Below are 22,582 nucleotides of genomic sequence, written 5' to 3'. Positions count from 1 at the left end.
GCCTCCACCATGATGCGCCGACCTTCGACCGACTTGGCTGTCAGCGAGGGCGCGATCTTGAATGCGGCGACAGCATTTTTCCCTGAGCCTGCTCATAGGAGGGCATCCGCTGATGTGTTCGGAAGATCCCCTGCATCAAACGTGCCAGAAGGAAACTTTCATGAAACAACGGTTAGCGGGTTTGTGATCCTGTCGGGTATCCGACAATGAGGGGGAAACTTGCGCCGGTGGCCGATTTGCCGCGTCGCCGTCCTCTTGCCAGGAGCCCGGTAGCTAATAGGGCAGCTCCGCATCGGAATTTTCTCTTAGGGCGGCCAGCAACCCAGGTTCATGGACTGTGGCGCGGAAAAAGGCTCTTGCCACTTCTCGCGGCGGGAACCTGAAAAGGCGCCTTCGGAAGCCGAGGGTCCCAGGAGGTCTCTCCCTCTTGCTGGAAGATTGGATGCGAGATCCGGATTTTTGAGACGCAGAATCCAGCTAAAGACGGTCACACAGCTATGTCGAGGCCGTGTGCCCCATCCTGCAGCACCACGAGCCTGACGGTGCTCGCGACCAGTGAGACGCATTCGTCCGCAGCTTTGTCGAGGCTGCCTCCAGGCGGGCCGGGAAGGAGATATTCTGGGGAGGCGAAGGTGTTGACGAGTTGGGCCGCGAACCATAACCAGGCGCTGGACAAACGTTGTTTCGGGCCAATCGAGGTTGACCTGCTGATCGGTGATGCCCCCAAGGCGGCCATCAAGCTCGATTGGAAGCCGACAACTACTTTCGATGAGCTCGCCTCGTAAATGATCGAGGCCGACTCCCGCGCGTACGGGATCACGCTCGCGCGACGCGAAAAACGCAATGATTTCGCCGGGCATTTGCAGTCCAAGCAGCATTCGTCGGCCCGCCTCTCTCAGGCGGTCGGCCGGCACCCAGTCAGCACCCGGTCGTTTGGATCGGCAAATTCACACATCCTACAGAGCAGAAAACCATCCGCTCCGTTCATGCGATCGACGATTTCGCAAAAAACTGGGCTTTTAAAGAGATCGCCGTATTCGTCGCATAGAAGGTTGCCCAGTACGTGACGCCGCTCAAAATCCATGGAGCAGAGAGTAACCTCGCCGTTTGGAAGGAGAACATTCCGATACTGTCGTTCGTCCACGCATATCAGCGCTCCGACGACTGGCTGCCGTGGTTCTACAATCTTAGGATCTACGCTTCCACCCCTGCTGCTCACCGGTCGCGCGCGAACTAGGGCTTCGGCAGGGATAATGTCGGCGATATGGGGATGGGCCTCGCCCAAAACCACGAATCGAATTGATGGGATGTCGGCGTCGACGAGTTGGACCAACCAAATCGCGATACTTGTCTCCAACAAGGCGGCTATTCATGTGGGCGCCATCATCAAAAACATGAACCACGAATACCCCCAACCGCAGCGCCTGCAAGCGTTGCCGATCCCGCCCCTTCATTCCCACAAGCGTCGTGAAAATCCTGATGCCATGGCCTTTGGCGGAAGCGTGCTCGACCATTTCGGTGCAATCCGGATTGAGCCATGGCTCAGAATACCCGGCAAAACTAATGTCGACGAAGGTTGGTACGCGCGCCAGACAGCGCTTGAAATCTCCAAGACTAAGATGCTTCGTATCAGATACTTTTCTTTGCCGGTCAGCGAACCTTGTCCTTCGGACAATATGAACATCCCACGATGCATCCTGTGGTCGTCGTTATCTCCAAAACTCTGCCGGCTGGGATAGCGGAGCGCAGTTCCGGTAAAATCATTCGTTATGACTCCCACTCGTCTGGTTATGCATAACGTCCAACATGGTGTCTTTGGCTTCATGACATCGACGGTCAATGCGATAGCCCTGCCCCCGTCTGGGGGGAGATTGGCCGTCATCGCTGCTTTCGCCAATCTCCAAGGCTGAAGTTTGGAGCCGCCAGTGAAGCTGCCGATCTCCCCTTGCGGGGAGATGGCCGGCAGGCCAGAGGGGGGCGCTGTCCCGCCAGCGTTAGATGTGGAGCCTCAACAGGTTGTCCCGATCCAGCGCGAGGCGGCTGATGGGCGGCTTGGATTTTAGACTGCCGTGCGGACGATGCCAGTTGTATCTGTGCAGCCAGATCGGCAGCTCGTGAGCGCGGTGGTCTGAGGTCGGATAGGCTTGGGCATAGGCCCATTCCCGGAGCGCCGTCTGGATGAAGCGTTCGGCTTTGCCATTGGTTTTGGGGGTGTAGGGTCGGGTGCGGATGTGCTTGAGCCCGAGATCGCGGCAAGCATCGCGGAAGGCTTTTGAGCGATAGCATGAGCCGTTGTCGGTCATCACCCGCGCAACAGCTATGCCCAGGCTGAGGTAGTAGGCGACGGCTGCCCTGAGGAAAGCGACGGCGCTCTCCTTTTTCTCGTCGGGTAGGATCTGGGAGAAGCCGACGCGGGAGGCATCGTCGATTGAGACGTGGACGAACTCCCAGCCGACGGCTCGCGAGCGGCCGGCCTGGCGATCGCTGGTGATGCGGTGGCCGGCCCTGTCGAAGCGGCCGAGCTTCTTGATGTCGAAGTGGATCAGTTCGCCCGGATGCTCGCGCTCGTAGCGGCGGATCGGTTCTGCCGGTTCGAGCGCCTGAATGCGATTGAGGCCGAGGCGGCTGAGAATCCGGCTGACGGTGGCCGGCGATACGCCCAGCTCGGCGGCGATCTGCTTGCCGGTGAAGCGCTGCCGGCGCAAGGCCTCGACCTGTCGACCACGGCCATCGGGGTCGGCCGGTGCAGCCGATGCGGCCGCGACGAGCGATCCTTCAGTCCCTCAATGCCTTCAGCCTCGAACCGCGCAACCCACTTGCGTGCCGTCCGCGGGCAGACGCCTGCGGCTCGTGCGGCGGCCTCCGGCGTCTGCCCGCTCTGCACCCGCTCGTGCAAGACGCTCTCGACCCCACGACGTCAAACGGGCATTCTTGTGGACGTTCATCCGGTCCCTCCTTGGACTCTGAAGCTTTGACAACCTCAGCATCCTCGGTCCGGACCGGATGGACAACCTACTGAAAGCTCACAGTTAGATCACGTTCAATTCCCTGAATGCCCGCCCTTCAGCGACACGGCTGTACCCAAACGCCGAGCAGTCCACCGTGCGGTAGCCGCCATGCACGATCAGCTCGGTCAGCGCCTTGCCGACCGCCGGCGCCTGCTGCAGGCCGTGGCCGGAAAAACCATTGGCGAAGAGAAAATTTTGCACTTGCGGATGCGGGCCGATCACCGCGTTCTGATCGAGCGTGTTGTAATCATAATGACCGGCCCAGGCGCGCGTCGGCTTGATGGCTTCGAAGGCGGGAATGCGGGTCGCCAGCACCGGCCAGATCACCTCTTTGAACAGCGGCCAGTCGGGCTCGAAATCGTTGGGGTCGGCGGGGCCGTCGCCCTCTTCCGGCTCTGCGCCGCCGGTGATGTAGACCGAGCCTTCGGGTCGGACATAGATGCCTGAGGGATCGACCAGCAGCGGCATGTCGTCATATTTCTCGCGCGCCTCGAAGATGAAGACATTGCGCTTGCGCGGCTCCACCGGCAGCACCAGTCCGGCCATTGCCGAAACCTTGCCGGCATTCGGCCCGGCGGCGTTGACGACGATGCCGGCGTCGAGCCTTTCGCCATTGTCAAGGCTGACGCTGGTGACACGCTCGCCCTGCCGTTCGATGCCGGTCACGTCGGCGGTGATGAAATCGATGTTTTTGTCGCGCAGCGCCTTGCGGAACAGCATCAGCATGGCATGCGCGTCGAACCAGCCCTCGCCCGTGCGGCCATAAGCTCCGGCGGTGATGCCCTCGGCCGACAGCCATGCAAACCGGCGGACGAGCGCCTCCGAATCTTCAAGCACGATGTCGGCGCCCTCGGCCATCTGCGCCTCGTGGTTGGTCTTGAGGATCGGCAACCCGTTCTCGCCGGCAAGGATGAGGTAGCCGCCTTCGCGAAAGCCGATATCGGCGTCGGCTCCAAACTCTTCCGTCAGCCGCCGGAACAGTTTCAGCGTGAACTGCGACAGCCGGATGTTTTCCGGAATCGAAAACTGCTGGCGGATCGAAGCGCAGGACAGCGTCGTCGCCGAATGGGCGAACTGCGGGTCGCGCTCGACCAGCGCGATCGAGCCTGAATACCCTTCCTCGCGCAGATAATAGGCGATCGAGGAGCCGACGATGGCTCCGCCGATGATGACGACCTCGTAGCGCACTTTTCACTTCTCCAGTTCCAGAGCATGATCCCGAAAGACGGTTTCGGAAAAGATCGTGCTCCAATCTATACAGCCAGTAGGATGATCCCGAAGCGCGTGCCGCGCTCGGAGTCAATCAGGCGGATCGTGCCATCCTGCGCTTTCAGAAGGGCCAGTACGATGCCGAGGCCCATGCCGGATTTGGTTTTTTCAAACGGGCGCGGCTCGTTCCTCGAGGGCTACCATGGGATGATGTCTCACAAATGCGTTCGAAAACTCCCATGCATGAAGCGTGCCGGAAAAGAAGTCTGCCCAAGCAATGAGTTCTCGAATTCCAGCTCGTCCGGAAACCGACATTGTCGGATACCGACGATGCGGGCAGATGGATGAGTGCGGCAGTGACTCTTCCACACCGCAGGCCGGGCAGGGTCAGGCAGGCATCCAGGGGCTGGCCCTTCGCGGCAGCATGGTAGGCCAGATATTTTCACTGCGTCGAATACGGTCGGCCACGTGTTTGGCATCATGCCAGATGCCCCAGAAGAAGCTGGACCCTCTTTGGACTGCCAAGGTAAACCCAGGAAATAGAGCCGGGCTGGCTCGAGACGCCACGGTGGTGCCTTGGCCCGGCCTTCTCGTCGAAGGCGTCGACCTTCAGCCAGCTGTAGTCGACAGCAAAGCCTGTCGCCCAGACGATCGCCGCTATCCCGGCCTCGGCCAGGTCGAGCTCGCGGACGGTTTGGTCACGCATTCGGCCGCGGGCTCTTCCGAGAGGTCGAGACAGTTGCGAGCGACATAGGCGTCGGCTTCATCCAGCAGCGACATCAAGCTTGCGTCGCCGCGGGCAATGTTTTTCGCCAGATCGGGCGTGAAGCTCATCACGCGGTCCTGGTACTTGCTTGTCATACCGAGGAGCGTAAGCCCCTGCTCGGCCAGACGACCGAAGTCGATCGTCTCGCCGCCGCGCGCGCCGCTCACCGCGACCGTGACGTGTTCGGTGCCGGGTCCCGGGGTCTCGGCGTCCCACTTGCCGAGGACGCCCAGCCACCATTAGAAGTCGCGCCCGCGATAGGCCCGCGGCGGGCGATCGTGACGGGGATATGGAAGGTCCGGTCGCGGCGATAATGCTGTTGGCTTCGATCACGCCGTCCGACGTCTCGACGCGGAATCCGGGCCGCCCGAGCTTGACCTCCACGCCGCAGCGGATCGCGCATTGATTTGCTTTGCAAAAGCGACAAAATAGTCGGCGACCTCCTCCTTTGGAGGCAAAGTCATCGGGACCGGTCCCCGGAAACTCCATGCCCGGGAACCGGTCATACCAGGCCGGGCCATTGGCAACGAGGGAGTCCCACCGCTGCGAGCGCCAGCGTTCGGCAATCCGGCCGCGTTCAAGGATGAGATGAGGCACCCCCGCACTTGCTCAGGTGCTCTCTCATAGCCACTCCCGCTTGGCCGCCGCCAACGACAAGCGTGTCCACTTTTCAAGAGTCCTATCGTCCTTTTCTTCCTACCCAGTTTTCTGCGAATGCGGCGGCGGCCTGATTCTCGACTTACTGAATGGACCCAAATGCGAAAATTAGCATTTCCTGTGCCAAGGGTTAGCCTGTCCCTATTGTTCGGAGGGATTGCCGATGATGTGCAACGGGACGGGATGTCCCGGATCAGCACCATTGGAGAAAAGTGATCGAACGGATGTCTGAATTTTTTGCCGTTCCCGCTCAATCCATTGTTCCTGACGTCGGCGTGCGTTGCCGACGCCGTTGTCTTCGGCGATCTCTACCCAAGAAGATCCCGTGGGGGGGCCTTCGGGAAATTCGTCTCGGTCATTGGTTTGGTTGAAAGTAGGGGCCCTGCCGGTGAGGAGGGGCACCGGCAGGGCGCGCCGCGCCTAAGTCGGGACCCCGATGGCGACCTAACAGCGATGGAGGCTGTAGAGACGTCGACACGGCCGCACAGCAGCTGGCGCACACACGACCGCGAATTGATCCTATCCCGATGCCGCCTGTCTCACCCCCGCCTCCTCTTCGGGCTAAGGCTTGAGTTTGATGACCGGCTCCATCACTGCGAAGACCGCGTCGTCCGTAGGTGGGACTTGATATTATGGCTACCGGGCAGCTTTTGCATGGGCGGAACCTCGCGCTAACAAATTTCTCTGGGAACCGGATCCTTGCGCGGACAGCGCGTCTGGGAAGGGGCAGCCGCTCGGCGGATCCATCGCCGAGGAAATGTCGCTTTCGAGCACAATGTGTTTCTTGACGACACAGGTGTCGGCAATCGCCGACAAAAGTGCATCGGTATAGGGGTGGTAGCGCGGCGAAAATATCTGCTCGACGATGCGACCGAGATACGTGACCACCACACGGTCGGCGGTTTGGCATCTCGAATGTTCAGGATGATTGGCCACCAGTGGGGCCGCCGCAATGCCATGCGCACTGCTCGGCGGAAACGCGAAATGCAGGCGGGAACATTCATCGTGCAAATGAGAGCATAATGGCAATCGATTAGAGCGATGACTCGACGAGCGATATATGGAGGCGCTTCGTCGCGTGGTGGCTGCATCTGTGAGAATTGAAATCAAAAAACTCATCCTACAGCTGAAACGGTTTCTTAGCGGTCAACCAGCTTCCGAAGCCTTCGGCAACGAGCGTCACGATGTTAGCTTAGGTTCTAGTGGCATCGACCGGATCGCCGATCGCGGAGGCGACGACCAATCTTTGACCCGGGAAAGCGATCACGGATCCTGCGGCGAGAAGGCATGGGACGAACTCTCCGGTGACAATGGCCGCGACGAACCGCGCATTTTCGGGAGGGACAATGACAAGCTCTGCGGATCCGGCGCAGATGTTCTCTACGCTGGAAGCAGCAAGGATTATCTGACCGCGGGCGTTGACTCACGGCTCCAGGATCGGATGAGCGGCTTCGACCCGAGGTTCGGGTGGAAGCCGCACATCATCGCTCTCGTCGATATCGAACTAGATACCTTTATCTTTCATACTGTGGGGTTCTACAGAGACGGTTTTGGCCCGAACTCCGTTGACAACGCCAGCGTAGTGTCCGGCTATCCGGCGAGCTGGTTTTACAACGGCAAGCCACCTAGGGCCTTGGCCTCGGGCGCGCCGGACAGCGGCGCACCACTGCGCACCCCAACGATGCCGGCCGTGGCCGGAGACCAGACGCGCTTGCCCTCCAGCGAGATCATTACCTTTCCCTTTAAACGAGCGTGATTCCGAAGCGTGACAATCGATCTCGACCATTAGACGAGCTCATCAAAAGTCGTCTTTGGCTTCCAACCGTGCTTGGTGGCCGGCTTAGTAGGCCTCGCCAATCGGCAGGTCCACCTCGGCGGGGACCGAAATAGCCGCTTCTATCCGGATCAGCGCCTGGTTACTCCTGTGTTCGCGGCCTACCTCGTCAATGCGTTCCCCTTCCAGACGATCTCCCTCCCGACACGCCTGAAGGCAGCCTCGACAAAGCTGCGGACGGAAAGCGTCTCGCGTTCGCGAGCACAATCGTCAGGCTCGTGGTGCTGCAGGATGCGCCAGGAAAGCAGCGGTTAAATTGAGTGGTGCACCCTGGGCATCAGAACTGGGAGGACTCCGTTCCGCTTTCCGCCTTGCGCATGACTGGAGAGATTTCCGGCGGGCGTCGCCTCCCGAGCATCGTTACTCTCCGTAAACTCGATTGTTTCGATGGAGCGCATCTACGGTATGAATCCATGCATCACCGTAGAGCTTCGAACAGCATCGGTGCGGCTCCGGAACCAGTCAGCGCGCCAAAAACAGCGGCAATGTCGGTTTCTCCAAGATCCATCTCGTGACGCCGCCAAACAGCCGCTCACGCAGCCGACGGCTGCCATAAGCGCCCATGACTATCATCTCGGCAGACGTGTCTTTTGCGTGCTGCGCAAGCACAGTGGCCGCCGGTTTGCCGGCACTTGGCAGTAGGTCAACCGACACCCGAACACCGTGCCGAGTGAGATAGGCAACAATGTCGGCTCCAGGCTCCTCGCCGTTCCCGCTATTGTTCGCCTTCGGATCGACCAGGGCAACTCGAACTTCCTCAGCAGCGCATAAGACACCCAGCGCTTCCCGAACCGCACGGTACGCCTCGACTCGCGGATCCCAACTGACCAGGACGCGCCGTGGCCACAGAGTCGCCTCAGTGCCCTTCGGCACAACGAGCACCGGCCTTCCCGTATCGAACAAGCAGCCGTTGACAACAGGAGGTCCGAGATTCTCGTCGTTGAGGAGACTCGGACCGATGACCGCGAGGTCGGTGCAGAGCGCCCACTGTCGTGCCACTTCGCCGAGGCTTGCCGGATCGCAATAGTCGGTGTCAACGTCATAGGCGGCGAGCGACATAGCTCTCAGCAGTTTCTGGGTATCTTTGGAGCGTTTTTCCCCTCTGGGCACGTCCTGTGTAAATCGATCGATTTGCCGAAACCGGTCATTCCATCTGGCAATAGCCTGAACACGTCCTCCAGGCCACTCGGGGACACCATCTCCGATCGACGGATACGACATAAGGAGCGTCGGAGGCAGTATAATCCGTACGGAAAGGTGCGCGCCGACTTCGGCACACAAGCCGCCAGCAATTCTGACGTCCTGATCGGAATGGTCAGCGCCGGTCACACAGAGTACGCTTTTAAATCTCATTTGCATGCTTCTTCCTGAAGTATTCGTTTAGGGGCGATTCAGGCCGCAAGACCGGCTCACAGCGCGAGGGAAAGGGACACCACTTGGCAACTGGTTCAGTCGTCCGGCTTCTCGAGCGAATAGCCGGCCGACCTGGTGGTGCGAATGACGCTGCCGGGCGAAGCCGTTTTCAGGGCTTTTCTGATCCGGCTGATATGGACATCGACGGTGCGTGGACCGACATGGATGTTGGACGGCCAGGCCGCGCCGATAAGTTCGTCCCGGCTGAAGACCTTCCCGGGAGCTTCAATCATAACCCGCAGCACGTTGAACTCGATGGGTCCGAGGTGGATGTCGTGGCCATTGCCGCGAACCCGGTGGGCGTCGAGCTTTATCTCGAGGCCGCCACAAGAGAGCCAACCGCCGTTTTCAAGACCATTTGCACCCCGCTTGGTCAGCGCTAGCCTCTCCCGTAGACAGTCGAGCAGCTTGGCCGGGGCGAACGGCCGCACAAAGCTCTCGTCAATGCCAGCCTTCAGGAGATCGAGGTGCTGATTCTCGGCGCCGGGCGCGATCAGGGCAATAATCGGCAGCCCGCCGGTCCGGGGCTCGCGCTTGAGCCGGGCGCAGATTGCAGACCCGGTTTTGCTCGCTGGCCCGCAGTCCAGCACCACGGCCTTGAATTCCCGTTCATCGGCCAATGCAAGCGCTTCCTTAGCGCCGCCTGCCGGCTCACTCGCGAAGCCGTCCGCCTCCAGAATGTGGCTATACATCAGATAGAACTCCGCATCGTCCGAACAGATCAGCACCAGCGGCTTCATCGGCACTACCCCAAGAGCCCCATCGGCCCGGACCGGGTCGGCGGCGTAAGGTGGCCATCGACGCCTGCTTCCATCACGCGCGTGCTATCTCGGGATAGGTGTCGATGGCTGCGATTGCGTCGCCGACCAGTTTCGTGCCGGCCTCGGCGAGCTTGCGGAGGGTCTCGAAGCCGAACCGATGCACATCGCGCAGGGTCTTGGACAGAACGACCAGACGCCCGGCGGTGAAAAGCACGCGCCCGAAGCCCTCATGGCTCATTTCGATCATCGGCGATGCCATCAGGCCGGAGCGCTCTTCGATCGCAAGGGCGACGGCAGTGTAAAACTTGTCGAGCCTCCACAGCACGTCCGGATCGGGATCGCCGATTATTGGAATCGTACGGCGCTGTTCCTTGCTGACGATGAAGTCGGCCAGCAACTCGGCGTCCGCTTTGCCGTCCCATGACCCGTGGGAATCTTGAGCACGGATCAACCGCACGAGGCATTTGACGAACGGGCTGGCAAGGGCCGCCTCGTCCTCGTTGACAGCAGGGCTAACCGCGACTTCAAACATTTCGCTCTTTCCTCGTTTCAGTCGTCGTCCTCAAAGGAAGGTTTCTTCTCCGCGACGCCTGCCTCAACCAGCACCTTGCGCAGCCAGGGGGGAGGACTTGTCCTGAGCATCATCTGCGTGCGCAACAGCACCTCTTGGATACTCTGAGGCTGCAGAACCTTGATTGGATGGATTTTTGCCGAGACAAGCTTGGCTGCCGAAGGTCCGCCGATGGCCAGACAAAACAGCAGATGGCAGCCCTTCAGCGCTTCCACCTTCGGTCTGATACGGTCATCGCCCTCGGACCGATGTTTCCCGCTTTCGTCGGAGACGTCGTCGAAGGCCACGGCTTCCACGAGGTTCCACTCCTCGCGCGTCACATCGTAGATGGCAAAGCGCTTGGCCGACCCGAAATGCGCATTGAGCTCCTTCATGTCTTGGCTAGCGATTGCCACGCGCAAAGCGCCTGCTTCTCGTTCACGCATCCGACCTTGAACCCCGTCAGTGACGAGTGAGAGGCGACGAACGGGGCCCACCTGGCGTTTCCCGCTTGCGGAATGGTTCAAGTTCTTGCGGCGTCGGCGCATGCCGGTTGGCCTGGAAAATGTTCGCAATTTCGAAAACCAAATCGCGGGTTCCCTGATAGAGGATAGTGAGCTTGTGCTGACTGCCGAGCCGGTCGAAGACGGGGAAGCCGACGCGCATGAGCGGAATGCCAAGACGTTGCGATGCTTGGCGTCCATGTGAATGGGTGACCAGAAGATCAGCGCCGCCGGCAAGCGCTTCCAAATCGCCGAGATCGCCGATCTGAATCGACTCCGCCGGTACCTTTTCCAGAATTTTCGACATATCGGTCGTCGTGACCGCCGCCGCGATTTCGGAGCCCATGTCCACGAAGAAGGTTGCGAATTGGTAGAGTTGGTCTGGTTCAGCAGCGATCGCAATTTTCTTGCCTCCGAAATGGAAATGTCCATCGAGCAACGCATCCTGCAATTGCGTCCGCCGACGGCAAACGCCTGCCGGAACAGGTTCGCCAGAAATCGTGGAAAGCAGGGAAACGAACTGATCGGCGCCCTTCAATCCGGTCAGCGACTCGAACAGCGCGTAGGGGACGCCGGTCACCTTGTGCAGCACCTCGGCCGTCCGGCGCATATGCTCGCCGATGGCGATGCAGTGCTCGACCGCGCCGAGCTCGCGGATATCCTCCACGCGCGTACCGCCATAGGTAGTCGTGACCCAATGATCGGGCACAGTGCCGTCGAGCGAGCTTGAGACGTCCGGCAAAATCACCGGCTGCAGCCCAAAGCCTTCAACCATCTCACGCAAATGCTCGATGTCAGCCACGGTGAGATTCCAACCGGGCAGGATCGCGATCTTTTTTGACTGCCGCACCCGCTCGCCAGGCCGCGTAATGCCTTCGATCATCGCGGTGACAGCGTTGGCCCAGCCCTCTTCCAGGGCGCCGCCGAAATCCGGCGTGTTGGCCAGCACGATCTCCGTACCCGCGAGTTCTTCCGCCCGTTTCAGCCTGATGTCCGCGATGTCGCCTGCGGAATCCTCGCCACGGGTTTCCACCAGGGCCGTCGTGCAGACGCCGATCAGCTTTGGCTTCGTGCGATTCTTAAGATTGAGGATCGCCACTTCTAGATTGTCCGCCCCGCCGAGGATGGTCGCCACTTCATCCATCGCGGTGGTCTGTAGGGAGATCGTTTCCTTGAAATGCCGCACTAAGAGCACGAGCGCGAAGCTGGTGCAGCCCTGGCTGCCGTGGAGCAGCGGCATTGCGCCCTCAACCCCGAGAAAGGCCAGGGCGGCACCGAGCGGCTGTGACGATTTCAGTGGGTTGACCGAAGCTGATTTGGTCTGGGAAAAGATGCGGGTCATCGGATTTCCTCAACACCAGCCGAAATAGTCCGCGTCGTGCCGGCGAATTCCTGGACAGCGTGCACGGTCGCCGTGCCGTTCTTGGTGCTCGGCAATTCATCCTTCGCATCTGGCTGGCAATCCCACGGGGCCCGCTCGCGCACCTGGCACCAGATCGGGTTGTGAATGGCGAGGTCGATCTGGCGTACCAGTTCCACCATGCCGTCGTAGCCGGCGTAGGGGTGCTGGCGCTCCTGGTTAATGTCGAGCCAGGGCGTCTTGGCCTTGAGGGCGACGAATTGTGTGCGCCCGCCCGACAGCATGATATCGGCCTTGCCTTCTGAGAGCAGGGCGTAAAGGTCGCGCGTTGCCATCTGCTCGAACATGTGGTTGTCGTCCTTGAGGATCTGTTTGATGCGCTCTTTGTCTTCGACCGTGGATTTCTTGACCGAGGTGCCCACGATCTCCATGCCGATTTCCGTCAGCGCATGAAGAACCGACCAGGACTTCACACCACCCGTATTCAGCAGCACGCGTTTGCCTTGGAGCCGCCGCCGGTAAGCCTCGAGCTTCCTCCATGCGATCGCCTCCTGCTCAGCGACCAGTGTCTCTGTGCGATCGAGGATTTCCGGATCGGCGCCCTTCCTCACCAGCCGCTCAGCGATCTTGCGAAGTGCTTCCGATGTGTCGGAGATGCCGTAAAAGGAGCCCTCGAAGAAGGGGATGTCCCAGCGCTCCTCCATCTTGCGGGCCAGATTGATGAGGGCCGTCGAGCACACCACCATAGCCGCCCGGGCGCGGTGCGCAGAGGCAATGTCGAGATAGCGCGCGTCGCCCGGAATGCAGGCGCGAACCCGGATGCCCAGCCGATCAAGGAGCGGCTTTATCAGCCAGAATTCGCCGGAAAGGTTGAATTCACCAAGGATGTTGATGTCGTACGGCCCGGCGTCGTCGGGTTCCACCGTGCCGATGACATGGTCGAGCAACGCCTCGGCGGCGAGCTTGTTGCCGAGGTTCTTGGAGCCGGCCAATCCGGGCGCATTGATCGGGACTACGGCCAAGCCGAATTTTTCGGCGGCGCGTTTGCAGACGGCCTCGATATCATCGCCGATGAGCGCCGTCACGCAGGTCGAATAGACAAAGACTGCGGGCGGCGCATACGCTTCCTTGATTTCGCGGATCGCCTTGAAGAGCTTCCGCTCGCCCTGCCCCATCACCACATCGAGTTCGGTAAGGTCCGTCGTGAAGCTTGTGCGCCATAAGCTGGGCCCAGACGAAGCTGCACCGCGGTTGTCCCAGGAATTGCCCTCGCAGGCGAGCGGCGCATGAACCAGATGGGCAACGTCAGTGATCGGCTGCAGGACGATCTTGGCCCCGTCAAAGGCGCAACCGCCCGCTGCCGCTCCCGGCGTCAGCGGCCGTGCGCAGCCTTCCTTGCGGGCCTTGGCGTCCTTGCCACGGTTCTTGTCGCAGGCAGGCTCGTCGAAAACGTCCTGGATCTTGGCACTGAGCGAGGTCATTGCGTCAGTCTCCAAAGTCAATTCGGCAACGAACCGCCTGTGCGAAAAGCCGGCCGTGTGTTCTAACGGGTGAGGTCATAGGAATAGTCCGTCACGCCCGTCTGGCTCGTCTCGCGATCGAGCTTGTCGAAGATCTTGTCGAGGATCGTCGTCAGCACGCGTAATCCGCCTTGGTAGCCCATGAGCGCAAAGCGATGGTGGTGGTGCCGGTCGAAGATTGGAAACGTCAACCTGATCAGCGGCGTGCCGGTGTCGCGCTCCAGATACTTGCCATAGGAATTGCCGATCAGCAGGTCCACTGGCTCGGTGAAGAGCAGCGACCGCATAGCCCAAAGGTCTTTGCCCGCCCAGACCTGAGCGTCCTTGCCGAAGGGCGAGGATGCAAGCAGTTCCTTCAACTCGGCTTCCCACGCCGAGGTGCCGTTGGTGGCGAGGCAGTGTGTCGGCTCGCCGCCCGTTTCCATGACGAAGCGGGCCATGGCGTACACGAAGTCCGGGTCGCCGTAGATCGCGTATTTCTTGCCGTGCAGCCAGGACTGGCTGTCCGCCAGGGCATCAATCAGTCGGCCGCGCTCCAGCCGAATTGCTTCGGGGATTTCCTTCCCGGAAAGCGCCGAGATCTTCATCAGCAATTCGTCAGTCGCCTGGACGCCGAGCGGATAATGGAATGAAGCCGTGGCCTGCCCGACTTGCCCGCAGTAGTCGAGGGTTTTTCGGGTGTTGTAGTACTGCAGTGAAACCGTCGCCTCGGCGTCGAGTGCCCCCTTCACCTCTTCGATCTTCGTGCCGCCGTCATACATGCGGTATTCCCCGTCCGATGGCGTGTCGAACTGGTCAGATGCGTCCTGGATGAAGGTGTAGGACACACCCATCACATCGAGCAGGCGTTTGAGTTCCCGGTTGTTGCCAACGCAGAAGCCGTCGAAGCCCGGAATGACGTTGATGGTTCCCTTGGCTTCCGTGCGCTCCTGGCCTTTCCAGAAGTGCTCCAGAATGCCTTTCAGCATGCCATCATAGCCGTCGACATGGCTACCGACGAAGGCGGGCGTGTGGGCAAAGGGCACGTCAAAGTCGCGCGGGACTGAGTTTTCGTCTTTGGCGTTCTCGATGAAGCTGTGCAGGTCGTCCCCTATGACCTCCGCCATACAAGTCGTCGACACTGCGATCATCTTCGGATCGTAGAGTTGGTAGGTGTTGGCAAGCCCGTCCACCAGGTTCTTCAGGCCTCCGAACACTGCCGCGTCCTCGGTCATCGAGGAGGAAACCGCCGAAGCAGGTTCCTTGAAATGGCGCGACAGGTGCGAGCGGTAATAGGCCACGCAGCCCTGGCTGCCGTGGACGAAGGACATGGTCCGCTCGAAGCCCGCGGCCGCGAACACCGCGCCGAGCGGCTGGCAGGCCTTGGCGGGATTTATTACCAGAGCTTCCCGGGCGAGGTTCTTTTCGCGGTATTCCCAGGTCTTGGTAAATTCGCCTTGATCGGTAACGATCTGATCCGGGTGCGGACATTCGAAATTCAGCTTCTTCTCGGCGAGCATTTGCCTGTATTCCGGCTCGCGGAACAGCGGAGCGTGGTCGAGAATCTTTTCGGCCGACTGCGGCATTGGTATTCCTCTTTGTAATCTGGCCGCGCCATTCGGCAGCTCAGATAGGTCGAGACGTTTCCGGTAATCCCGAGGCTCACAAGCTCGCGGGGTTCATGGTCTCTCTGGGGAGACTAGGCCAGGATAGGGCGTCTATTCGGCAGCTATCGCCCGCCCACTAGGCGGGCGTTCTTTCCAAGGGGCCTGGTAGAGACCCCAGACCGGATTGTTGATGGCAAGGTCCACGTCACGTGCGAAAATGGCAAAGCCGTCATAGCCGTGATAAGGTCCCGAATAGTCCCAGGAGTGCATCTGACGGAACGGAATGCCCATCTTCTGCACCGGGTATTTTTCCTTGATGCCAGAGCCCACGAGGTTGGGGCGAACTCCCTCGATGAACTTCTCCAACTCGTACCCGGTCACGTCGTCATAGATCAGCGTGCCGTTCTTTACGTAATGACCGGTGCGCTGATAGTCATCATTGTGAGCGAACTCGTAGCCGGTGCCGACGATGACCATGCCGAGGTCCTCGTAGGCTGTGATGACGTGGCGGGGGCGCAGGCCACCGACGTAGAGCATGACGGTATTGCCTTCGAGGCGCGGCCGGTACTTTGAGATAATGGCGTCAACAAGCGGCCTGTACTTGGCGATGACCTTCTCGGCTTTTTCCTCGATTTCCGGCCCGAAATGCTTGGCGATCTTGCGTAGAGAAGCTTCGATCTGGGAAGGCCCGAAGAAATTGTACTCCATCCAGGCCACGCCATACTTCTCCTCCATATGCCGGCAGATGTAGTTCATCGAGCGATAGCAGTGGATGAGATTGAGCTTGGCCTTTGGTGCGCGCTCAATTTCGGCGAGTGTTGCGTCGCCCGACCAGTTGCCGACCACGCGCAATCCTATCTCCTCGAGCAAGATGCGCGAGGCCCAGGCGTCGCCGCCAATATTGTAGTCGCCGATCACGTTGACGTCGTAAGCACCGACCTCGAACTCGACGTCCTTCTTGTCGAAGACCCAGTCGCGGATCGCGTCATTGGCGATGTGGTGGCCGAGTGATTGCGAGACGCCGCGGAAGCCCTCGCAGCGCACCGGCACGATGGTCTTTTCGTACTCCTTGGCCTTCTTGCGAGAAACTGCCTCGGTGTCATCACCAATGAGACCGATCGGACATTCTGATTGCACGGTGATGCCGTTGTTCAGCGGAAACAGCACCTCGATCTCGTCGATGATCTGTTCCAGTTTCTTGTCACCGCCGAAGACAATGTCTTTCTCCTGGAAATCGGAGGTGAACTGCATTGTCCCGAACGTGTCGATGCCCGTTGTGCCCACATAGTAATTGCGTCGCTGTGACCAGGAATATTGGCCGCAACCGACGGGGCCGTGCGAGATATGGATCATATCCTTGACTGGGCCCCAGACCACGCCCTTTGAGCCGGCATAGGCGCAGCCGCGGATTGTCATCACCCCGGGGATGGACTTGATGTTCGATTTGACGTCGCATTCGGAAAGGATCTCACTTTCCCCGCCAGCCTCATCCCCGCTCTTTGCGATGCTCAGGTGTTTTTTGCGGCGCTTCGCCGCTTTGTCGGGATATTGCGATAGCACCTCCTCGATAAGCTTCGCATGGAGAGCACCATCATTCTCGTATTCCAGGCTCATGGGACCCCTTTCAAGGTGTCTGATGACGCCTCACCGATGAGGCGCCGTTCTTTGCAAGGCGCTCCAACTCGAGAGGCGACCAATATCGGTCGTTACTGGGCGGCCGCCTTGGCCGCTTCCTTGGCCTGAAGCTCGGCAAGCATCTGCTCGTCGGTTTTCATGATGCCGAAGTCGAGCAGCATGTCCTCGAGCTCCTCCATGGTGATCGGCGTCGGGATGGTACCCTGGCCAGAATTGGCATGGATCTTCTCGGCCAGCGCGCGGTACTCTCCGGCCTGCTTGGAATCCGGCGCATACTGGATAACTGACATCTTCCTGAGCTCGGCGTGCTGGACGATGTTGTCGCGCGGCACGAAATGGATGAGCTTGGAATTGAGCCTGGAAGCCAGGGCTTCAGCGAGGTCGAGCTCACGGTCGGTTTGACGTTCGTTGCAGATCAGGCCTCCGAGCCGCACGCCCCCCGAATGGGCATATTTCAGGATGCCCTTGGCGATGTTGTTGGCGGCATAGAGCGCCATCATCTCCCCGGACATAACGATGTAGATTTCCTGCGCCTTGCCCTCGCGGATTGGCATCGCGAAACCGCCGCAAACCACGTCGCCGAGCACGTCATATGAGACATAGTCAACATCGTCATAGGCGCCGTTCTCTTCGAGGAAGTTGATTGATGTGATGACGCCTCGGCCGGCACAGCCAACACCCGGCTCCGGGCCGCCGGACTCCACGCACTTGATGCCTCTGTAGCCAATCTTGAGCACGTCCTGCAGCTCGAGATCTTCCACCGAACCTTCCTGTGCCGCGAGATGCAGGACAGTATCCTGAGCCTTCGAGTTCAGGATCAGGCGGGTGGAGTCGGCCTTGGGGTCGCAGCCGACGATGAGGATCCTCTGGCCGAGGTCGACCAGGGCGGCGAGCGTGTTTTGGGAGGTGGTGGACTTGCCGATGCCGCCCTTTCCGTAAAAGGCGATCTGACGCAGACCTGACATTATAGATTTCCTTCCTTTTTCATCCGTCGCGGCTGGCCGCAATATGAATGCCGATGGGCAGCTCTTGCCTCACACCGAAACGGTCTCAAGACTCGTGCCAAGTAGACTGGCTGATAACGAACAGGGATTTTTTCCTTTGTCTCCCGCGACTTAGCCTGAGCTCCAACAAGTGTTTGCTGCCAAACAAGTGATTGTCGGAACAAGACCTGTAGCGGACCCGACACTGCCCGACACAAGGCGTCAGATTCGAGACCGACACCGGAAGAACTTGGGCCTTGGAGCTAGAGCCGACTTTTGGCTGCATACAGGCGGCGGCAAAGCGACCGGCTGCGTGCCCCGCTGCGGGACATCAGACGTGCGTGCTCGGTAGCTGGTTGCGTGGCTGGTTCGAGACTGGCCCGCGAAGTCGGCATGGAACATGCCTGATGCGACGCCTGCCGACGATCACATTGTCGTCCGGCTGGGACAAACCGGCACTGATATTGCACGCGGCGCTGTCAAAACATGTCGGGCAGCGATGAACATTCCCTTCGTGAGACGTGGCCGGCAACGGCGTCCTGGCATGAATGCGGGTCAATGCAGGAAACCCACGTTGCAGTTGCACCCAAGCTGGCGAGCCTATTCATGACCGAATCCGCGAGAGGCTTCATGGAGACTTTTCTGCACGGCCCAGAAAAGCCGGATCAACGGACTCGTCCCGCATGGGGCGCGGTCATATCGCTTGCCCTGGGCACCTTCGGGCTGGTGGCTGCAGAGCTCTTACCTGCCAGCGTGCTGACGCCGCTCGCGCATGAACTGCAAGTCACAGAGGGTGCGGCTGGACAGACGATGACAGCGACGGCGATTGCCGCGGCGATCTCTGCGCCGACGATCGCTTTCATAACAAGGCGCCTGGACCGCAGGGTCGTCCTGTGGACGATGATGCTGCTTCAGATCCTGTCCAACGTTCTGGCGGGGGTCGCGTGGTCGCTGCCGGTTTTCCTGGCGGCACGCGTCGTGCTCGGCATTGCGCTTGGAGGCTTCTGGTCGATTTCGGCATCGCTGGCGATGCGGCTCGTTCCAAATCACCTCCTGCCGCGCGCCATGTCAATAATCCTCACCGGCGTTTCGGTCGCCATCGTTTGCACGCCTCCAATCGGCGCCTATGTCGGCGACATCTGGGGATGGCGAGCCACCTTCATGATCGCCGCAGCCGTCAATGCCGTTACACTGCTGGTGCAACTCGTAACCAATCCGACGTTGCCGCCGGTTGAAACGTCTGGATTGCGCGGCCTGCTGAATGTGGTCAAGAAGCCAACCATCAAGGTCGCGCTTTTGGTTGTACTGCTGGTCGGTTCTGGGCACTTCGCCAGCTTCACCTATGTCCGGGTTTACCTCGAAAAGATCCCTGCGCTCCATATCGAGACGATCTCGCTGCTGTTGCTCGTTTCTGGCGTATGCGGCTTCTTCGGCAATTTAGCCGGCGCATTCCTGGCGAAACACAGCCTCAAGGCAGTCGCGGGGCTGCCGCCCCTGCTCATGGCGCTAGCCGCTGTCTCGTTGCTGATGCCTGGAGCATCGGCCCCCGCCTCGGCCATTGCGGTTGCTGTATGGAGTTTTGGCTTCGGTGCGGTGCCGGTGGGGGTACAGACTTGGATGGTGCTGCGCGCCGTTCCCGAGCAAGCCGAAAGCGCCGGTGTGCTGATGACCTCAACGTTCCAATTTGCCATCGCAGCGGGCGCGATCTTCGGCGGACTGCTAGTGACTAATGCCGGCGTCGCAAGTGTGTTTGCCTACAGCGCAGTAGCCACGTTCCTCGCCGCCGTCACAGTGTTCCTATTCGGCCCAAAAGGCGCAACTTACACCTCCTGACGGGAGAGACCTTCAGCTCAGCGCTCGATGCAATCGCACCAGCCGCGCGGCGCGATCCTGCCCACGACTACTTTGCCGGTTCAGGGCTTCGTCTCGCCTATCGGATGGGCCGCATGGAGGTCGCGGCTACTGCCTCCGCGCGGGGCCCGACCAGTGCCGGGCGCCAAGCCGGCTTCACCGTTCGCGGCTACAGGAAGTGCATCAGCGTTCGCCCGGGCGGAGTTGGTCAGGTTACGCAGCCCGGGCGAGCGCGGTGGTGCTTGTCAGATGGACGACCGGGCGCCGTTCTTGAGGCGACGACTCGATCTGACCTCGATTTGGCGCCACGAGAAACGCCGGGCCGGCCTGTGGGTCGACCGTTGCGCCCAACACCATGATCGTGCGCAATAGTCGCTGAGAGGGCGGCATTCCAGACAGCACGCCTGCATGATCCGAAAGTCATTCCAGCCCGCGATGTGCTGCGCCAGTGCCGAACGCCCAGAATTCGAGCAGGCCCCGACAGAAAAACGCACGCAGAATGCGCGTGGCCCGCCTCGAAGACGGAATGCAAGAGGCACAGGCTGGTCGACAACCGCGATGGGGCGTCCATGGTGAGATAGAACCCGGTGACCATCCGACTGCAGATGTCCATCGCCAAGGTCAGCCACGGCCGGCCGATCGGCTGCCGGGTCTCCTCGTCAACAACGAATACATCGGCTTTGGTATGGTCGATCTGGACCACCTCGAGGGGGGCGGGAGGCACCGAACGCTCCGGGAACGGCCGTTGTCGCCTTCACGATCTTCTGTTCGCCGCGTCGCCTGGCAGCTTCTGGAGGTCTATGTCCTCAAGGCGAGCGACGATCGTTCTGCGATGCGGCGGCTTCAGTCCCGGGACATGCAGTTCGTCTGCACGTCCCGGACCAGCTGCGAGACGTCGGTCGTGTCCGCTTCAGGTAGAACGCGTTGATGGTCCTCCGGACGATTTCCTCACGTTTCTCATCCAGTGTGCGATGACCCTCCGGCCGCCCGCGTTTGCGGTCCACAAGCGACAGGACGGTTCCGCCGGCGCGGAACAGCTTGACCAGGCGGTAAGCTGTAGCTTGGCTAAGGCCGAGCTCGGCCGCTAGCCCCGCAACATTTCCGGCCGTAGTGCGGCCGGAGTGGCGCCTTAGAATGCCGCGGATCGCATCCGCACGCCGGCACGCTTCATCCCAAAGCGCCTCATCAATTTCGTCGGGAAATGGGTCGCTCATGGAGGCTCACCAGTGAAAAAACTCCGAGAGCCCTATTCTCAAATTAAGTGGTAAGCGCCAAGAGCGATTATCAAATTAACTGCTAATTCTCAAATTAAGTGCCGGCCTAAGCATTTGGAATCGTTTATATGGCATTCTCATAATTAAGTGCCAAGTGACATGAGGCTCCAGAAGCAAGGCCGACTGCTGCATGATCCGATGCACCCGCTTGCGGTTGACGATACGCAGTCCTTTTCGCGTCAGTTCCCGGTTCACCAGTGCGGTGATGCGCCGGTAGCCATAGGTCGGCCGCTCGTCAACGAAGCGGCGGATGAGCGGCAGCAAGCCCTCGTCGTCGGCCTTGCGATAGGCCCCACGCGGCCTGGTTCTTCCGCTGCGCCTGACAAGGAGGTTGGAGCGTGACACGCCGAGCACCTCGGCGATCCGCTTCACCGCAAACCTCCCTTCGGAAGCGAGAGCGGCCGCAAGGTCGGTTTTCTTGCCTGCGATTTGGCGAGCGCTTCCCGAAGGATCTCGTTCTCCATGGTCTTGCGGCCGAGCAGGCGTTCCAGCTCGCGCACCCGCTCCTCGAGACGCCGAACCTCTGAACTGCCGACGACGGGTTCATCCGAACGCACTGCTGCCGCACCTCCCTCGCTCAACAGACGGAGCCAGCGGTAGAGAAGATTGGGCGCCACACCGTTGCGCCGGGCAACGGATGACACCGTCTCGCCCGGCTCGAAACTCTCCTCGATGATCCGCAGCTTTGCTTGCGTCGACCAATGCCGACGGCGGGCGACGCCGGTGATCACCTCGATGCGCTGATAGTCCCGGACATAAGCCTGTCCTCAAGCCTGTTGAGCCTTCTGCTTATGCCAGGTGTCCGATCGAAACGGGGGGGCAATTCAGACGCCAATTGTCGAACTTGCAGAATATGCACTCGATCACGTTCCGTGCGGGACATGCCTACTATTCTGGCCTGAACCTGACAACAGACGCTCGGTGATTTGCCGCTTCCATCCGGAAGGCTGGAGCAAGGAGTTTCCAAGATTCCGCAGAATGAGAGGTTCGTGTTTTATGGCCGCGATAACCGGACTTCACAGCCGAGGAATGCAGGCACTATTTCGAGGCAACCGGCTATGACCCGGAGTAAGTCGATTTTGCTCAGGCATCAGCGTGGAGAAACGATTCCCGAGATATCGCGACAACTTTACCCTCGCCGATTTCGAGGAAGACACTACATGGTCCGGAAATCGACGTCAGAGACCTCTACGAACATAAAATACGACAACGTTTCCAGCTTGCCGCGTCTACGAGCCGGTTATCGATCGCCATCCTAGGCCGGCGAGCCTTCGCCCGCCTCAACTTGGAAGGACCCGATCTCCCTCCGACGAACCCGAATGATATTGCGATCATAGCGCACCCCAAGGGCCATGGGCAACCTCTGGAGATCCCTACCGATTAGACCATCGGTTGGATTAGAAAAACTGCTCGGTTCCAAGAAACAGTCGCGACATAGATGTCCATGGAACCGTGATCAGTCCCTCCGCCGATAATTTTGAGAGCGCGGCACCGCTCCCATACGCGCCGATGACGAAAGTGCCGTTGATCTCGTCTTTAAATCGCGTGGAAGTAGGCGACAATGGAGCATCGATCTGCTTAGCTGGATAGTCCACATCGACGGCGAAAAGAATCGTACTGCCTCTATCTTTCGGCTGACCGACGCGCTTTGCGAACCCCATAGCACTCTTTG

General features: G+C 60.1%; 17 protein-coding genes and 4 pseudogenes. 4 read left to right on the top strand and 17 right to left on the bottom strand.

The genetic code is table 11. The features are described from left to right. Window positions 1–497: 497 nt before the first annotated feature. Window positions 498–785 carry a GDP-mannose 4,6-dehydratase gene (locus AC0L18_RS29285; RefSeq protein WP_473495272.1) on the top strand — a complete coding sequence of 96 codons (288 nt, stop codon included), beginning with the start codon at window positions 498–500 and terminating at the stop codon, window positions 783–785. Window positions 786–895: 110 nt separating this feature from the next. Here AC0L18_RS29285 and AC0L18_RS29280 read toward each other — a convergent pair whose 3' ends face one another. Continuing rightward, complete coding sequence (locus tag AC0L18_RS29280) at window positions 896–1,084, bottom strand: hypothetical protein (RefSeq protein ID WP_473495281.1); 189 nt, start codon at window positions 1,082–1,084, stop codon at window positions 896–898. 169 nt (window positions 1,085–1,253) lie between these two features. Here AC0L18_RS29280 and AC0L18_RS29275 point away from each other — a divergent pair, with 169 nt between their 5' ends. Next, a complete protein-coding gene (locus tag AC0L18_RS29275) occupies window positions 1,254–1,739 on the top strand; it encodes a hypothetical protein (protein ID WP_473495271.1) in 486 nt (161 codons plus the stop codon). 255 nt (window positions 1,740–1,994) lie between these two features. Here the strand turns inward: AC0L18_RS29275 and AC0L18_RS29270 are convergent. The 4 genes and pseudogenes from AC0L18_RS29270 to AC0L18_RS29255 form a co-directional block, all read right to left on the bottom strand. Continuing rightward, a pseudogene (locus AC0L18_RS29270) lies at window positions 1,995–2,945 on the bottom strand (IS481 family transposase). 84 nt (window positions 2,946–3,029) lie between these two features. Next, the gene (locus AC0L18_RS29265; RefSeq protein WP_473495270.1) at window positions 3,030–4,196 is read right to left on the bottom strand and encodes an NAD(P)/FAD-dependent oxidoreductase; all 1,167 of its coding nucleotides are present in this window, start codon (window positions 4,194–4,196) and stop codon (window positions 3,030–3,032) included. A gap of 415 nt (window positions 4,197–4,611) precedes the next feature. Continuing rightward, window positions 4,612–5,608, bottom strand: a pseudogene (locus AC0L18_RS29260) (NAD(P)/FAD-dependent oxidoreductase); the annotation flags it as partial. A gap of 593 nt (window positions 5,609–6,201) precedes the next feature. Further along, window positions 6,202–6,540, bottom strand: a pseudogene (locus AC0L18_RS29255) (oligopeptide/dipeptide ABC transporter ATP-binding protein); the annotation flags it as partial. 160 nt (window positions 6,541–6,700) lie between these two features. Between AC0L18_RS29255 and AC0L18_RS29250 the strand changes: the two are divergent. Next, entirely contained in the window at window positions 6,701–7,396 is a 696-nt protein-coding gene (locus tag AC0L18_RS29250; RefSeq protein ID WP_473495269.1) for a hypothetical protein, read from the top strand. A gap of 540 nt (window positions 7,397–7,936) precedes the next feature. On the opposite strand, the gene AC0L18_RS29245 is transcribed toward AC0L18_RS29250, so the two are convergent. From AC0L18_RS29245 to nifH, 9 genes are all read right to left on the bottom strand, one after another. Beyond that, the gene (locus AC0L18_RS29245) at window positions 7,937–8,833 is read right to left on the bottom strand and encodes a universal stress protein (protein WP_473495268.1); all 897 of its coding nucleotides are present in this window, start codon (window positions 8,831–8,833) and stop codon (window positions 7,937–7,939) included. A gap of 89 nt (window positions 8,834–8,922) precedes the next feature. Next, complete coding sequence (locus tag AC0L18_RS29240; RefSeq protein WP_473495267.1) at window positions 8,923–9,627, bottom strand: response regulator transcription factor; 705 nt, start codon at window positions 9,625–9,627, stop codon at window positions 8,923–8,925. Between the two features lie 73 nt (window positions 9,628–9,700). Further along, on the bottom strand, window positions 9,701–10,180 hold the full coding sequence (locus tag AC0L18_RS29235; RefSeq protein WP_473495266.1) for a NifX-associated nitrogen fixation protein: 480 nt from the start codon (window positions 10,178–10,180) through the stop codon (window positions 9,701–9,703). A gap of 17 nt (window positions 10,181–10,197) precedes the next feature. Next, the gene (gene nifX, locus AC0L18_RS29230; RefSeq protein ID WP_473495265.1) at window positions 10,198–10,695 is read right to left on the bottom strand and encodes a nitrogen fixation protein NifX; all 498 of its coding nucleotides are present in this window, start codon (window positions 10,693–10,695) and stop codon (window positions 10,198–10,200) included. Beyond that, window positions 10,661–12,043, bottom strand: coding sequence for a nitrogenase iron-molybdenum cofactor biosynthesis protein NifN (gene nifN, locus AC0L18_RS29225; RefSeq protein WP_473495264.1), 1,383 nt, complete (start codon window positions 12,041–12,043; stop codon window positions 10,661–10,663). Before nifN ends, nifX begins: the two co-directional genes overlap by 35 nt. Next, on the bottom strand, window positions 12,040–13,542 hold the full coding sequence (gene nifE, locus AC0L18_RS29220) for a nitrogenase iron-molybdenum cofactor biosynthesis protein NifE (RefSeq protein WP_473495263.1): 1,503 nt from the start codon (window positions 13,540–13,542) through the stop codon (window positions 12,040–12,042). The genes nifN and nifE overlap by 4 nt, the downstream gene beginning before the upstream one ends. Before the next feature lie 62 nt (window positions 13,543–13,604). Next, window positions 13,605–15,146: a nitrogenase molybdenum-iron protein subunit beta gene (gene nifK, locus AC0L18_RS29215; protein ID WP_473495262.1), complete on the bottom strand. Its 1,542-nt coding sequence runs from the start codon at window positions 15,144–15,146 to the stop codon at window positions 13,605–13,607. Window positions 15,147–15,278: 132 nt separating this feature from the next. Next, on the bottom strand, window positions 15,279–16,781 hold the full coding sequence (gene nifD, locus AC0L18_RS29210; protein WP_473495261.1) for a nitrogenase molybdenum-iron protein alpha chain: 1,503 nt from the start codon (window positions 16,779–16,781) through the stop codon (window positions 15,279–15,281). A 92-nt stretch (window positions 16,782–16,873) separates the two neighbouring features. Continuing rightward, a complete protein-coding gene (nifH, locus tag AC0L18_RS29205; protein WP_065010720.1) occupies window positions 16,874–17,767 on the bottom strand; it encodes a nitrogenase iron protein in 894 nt (297 codons plus the stop codon). Window positions 17,768–18,391: 624 nt separating this feature from the next. On the opposite strand from nifH, the gene AC0L18_RS29200 reads away from it, so the two are divergent. Next, window positions 18,392–19,618 carry an MFS transporter gene (locus AC0L18_RS29200; RefSeq protein ID WP_473495280.1) on the top strand — a complete coding sequence of 409 codons (1,227 nt, stop codon included), beginning with the start codon at window positions 18,392–18,394 and terminating at the stop codon, window positions 19,616–19,618. A gap of 824 nt (window positions 19,619–20,442) precedes the next feature. Here AC0L18_RS29200 and AC0L18_RS29195 read toward each other — a convergent pair. The 3 genes and pseudogenes from AC0L18_RS29195 to AC0L18_RS29185 form a co-directional block, all read right to left on the bottom strand. Then, window positions 20,443–20,850 (bottom strand): helix-turn-helix domain-containing protein, encoded by a 408-nt coding sequence (locus tag AC0L18_RS29195; RefSeq protein WP_473495260.1) that lies wholly within the window; start codon window positions 20,848–20,850, stop codon window positions 20,443–20,445. Window positions 20,851–21,018: 168 nt separating this feature from the next. After that, window positions 21,019–21,647: pseudogene (locus AC0L18_RS29190) on the bottom strand (transposase); the annotation flags it as partial. Window positions 21,648–22,307: 660 nt separating this feature from the next. Continuing rightward, complete coding sequence (locus AC0L18_RS29185; protein ID WP_473495259.1) at window positions 22,308–22,571, bottom strand: hypothetical protein; 264 nt, start codon at window positions 22,569–22,571, stop codon at window positions 22,308–22,310. Window positions 22,572–22,582 lie beyond the last annotated feature (11 nt).

The sequence above is a fragment of the Mesorhizobium sp. WSM4819 genome (assembly GCF_055811215.1).
The sequence above is the reverse complement of the archived record's forward strand: the minus strand, read 5'-3'. Positions and strand labels throughout refer to the sequence as shown.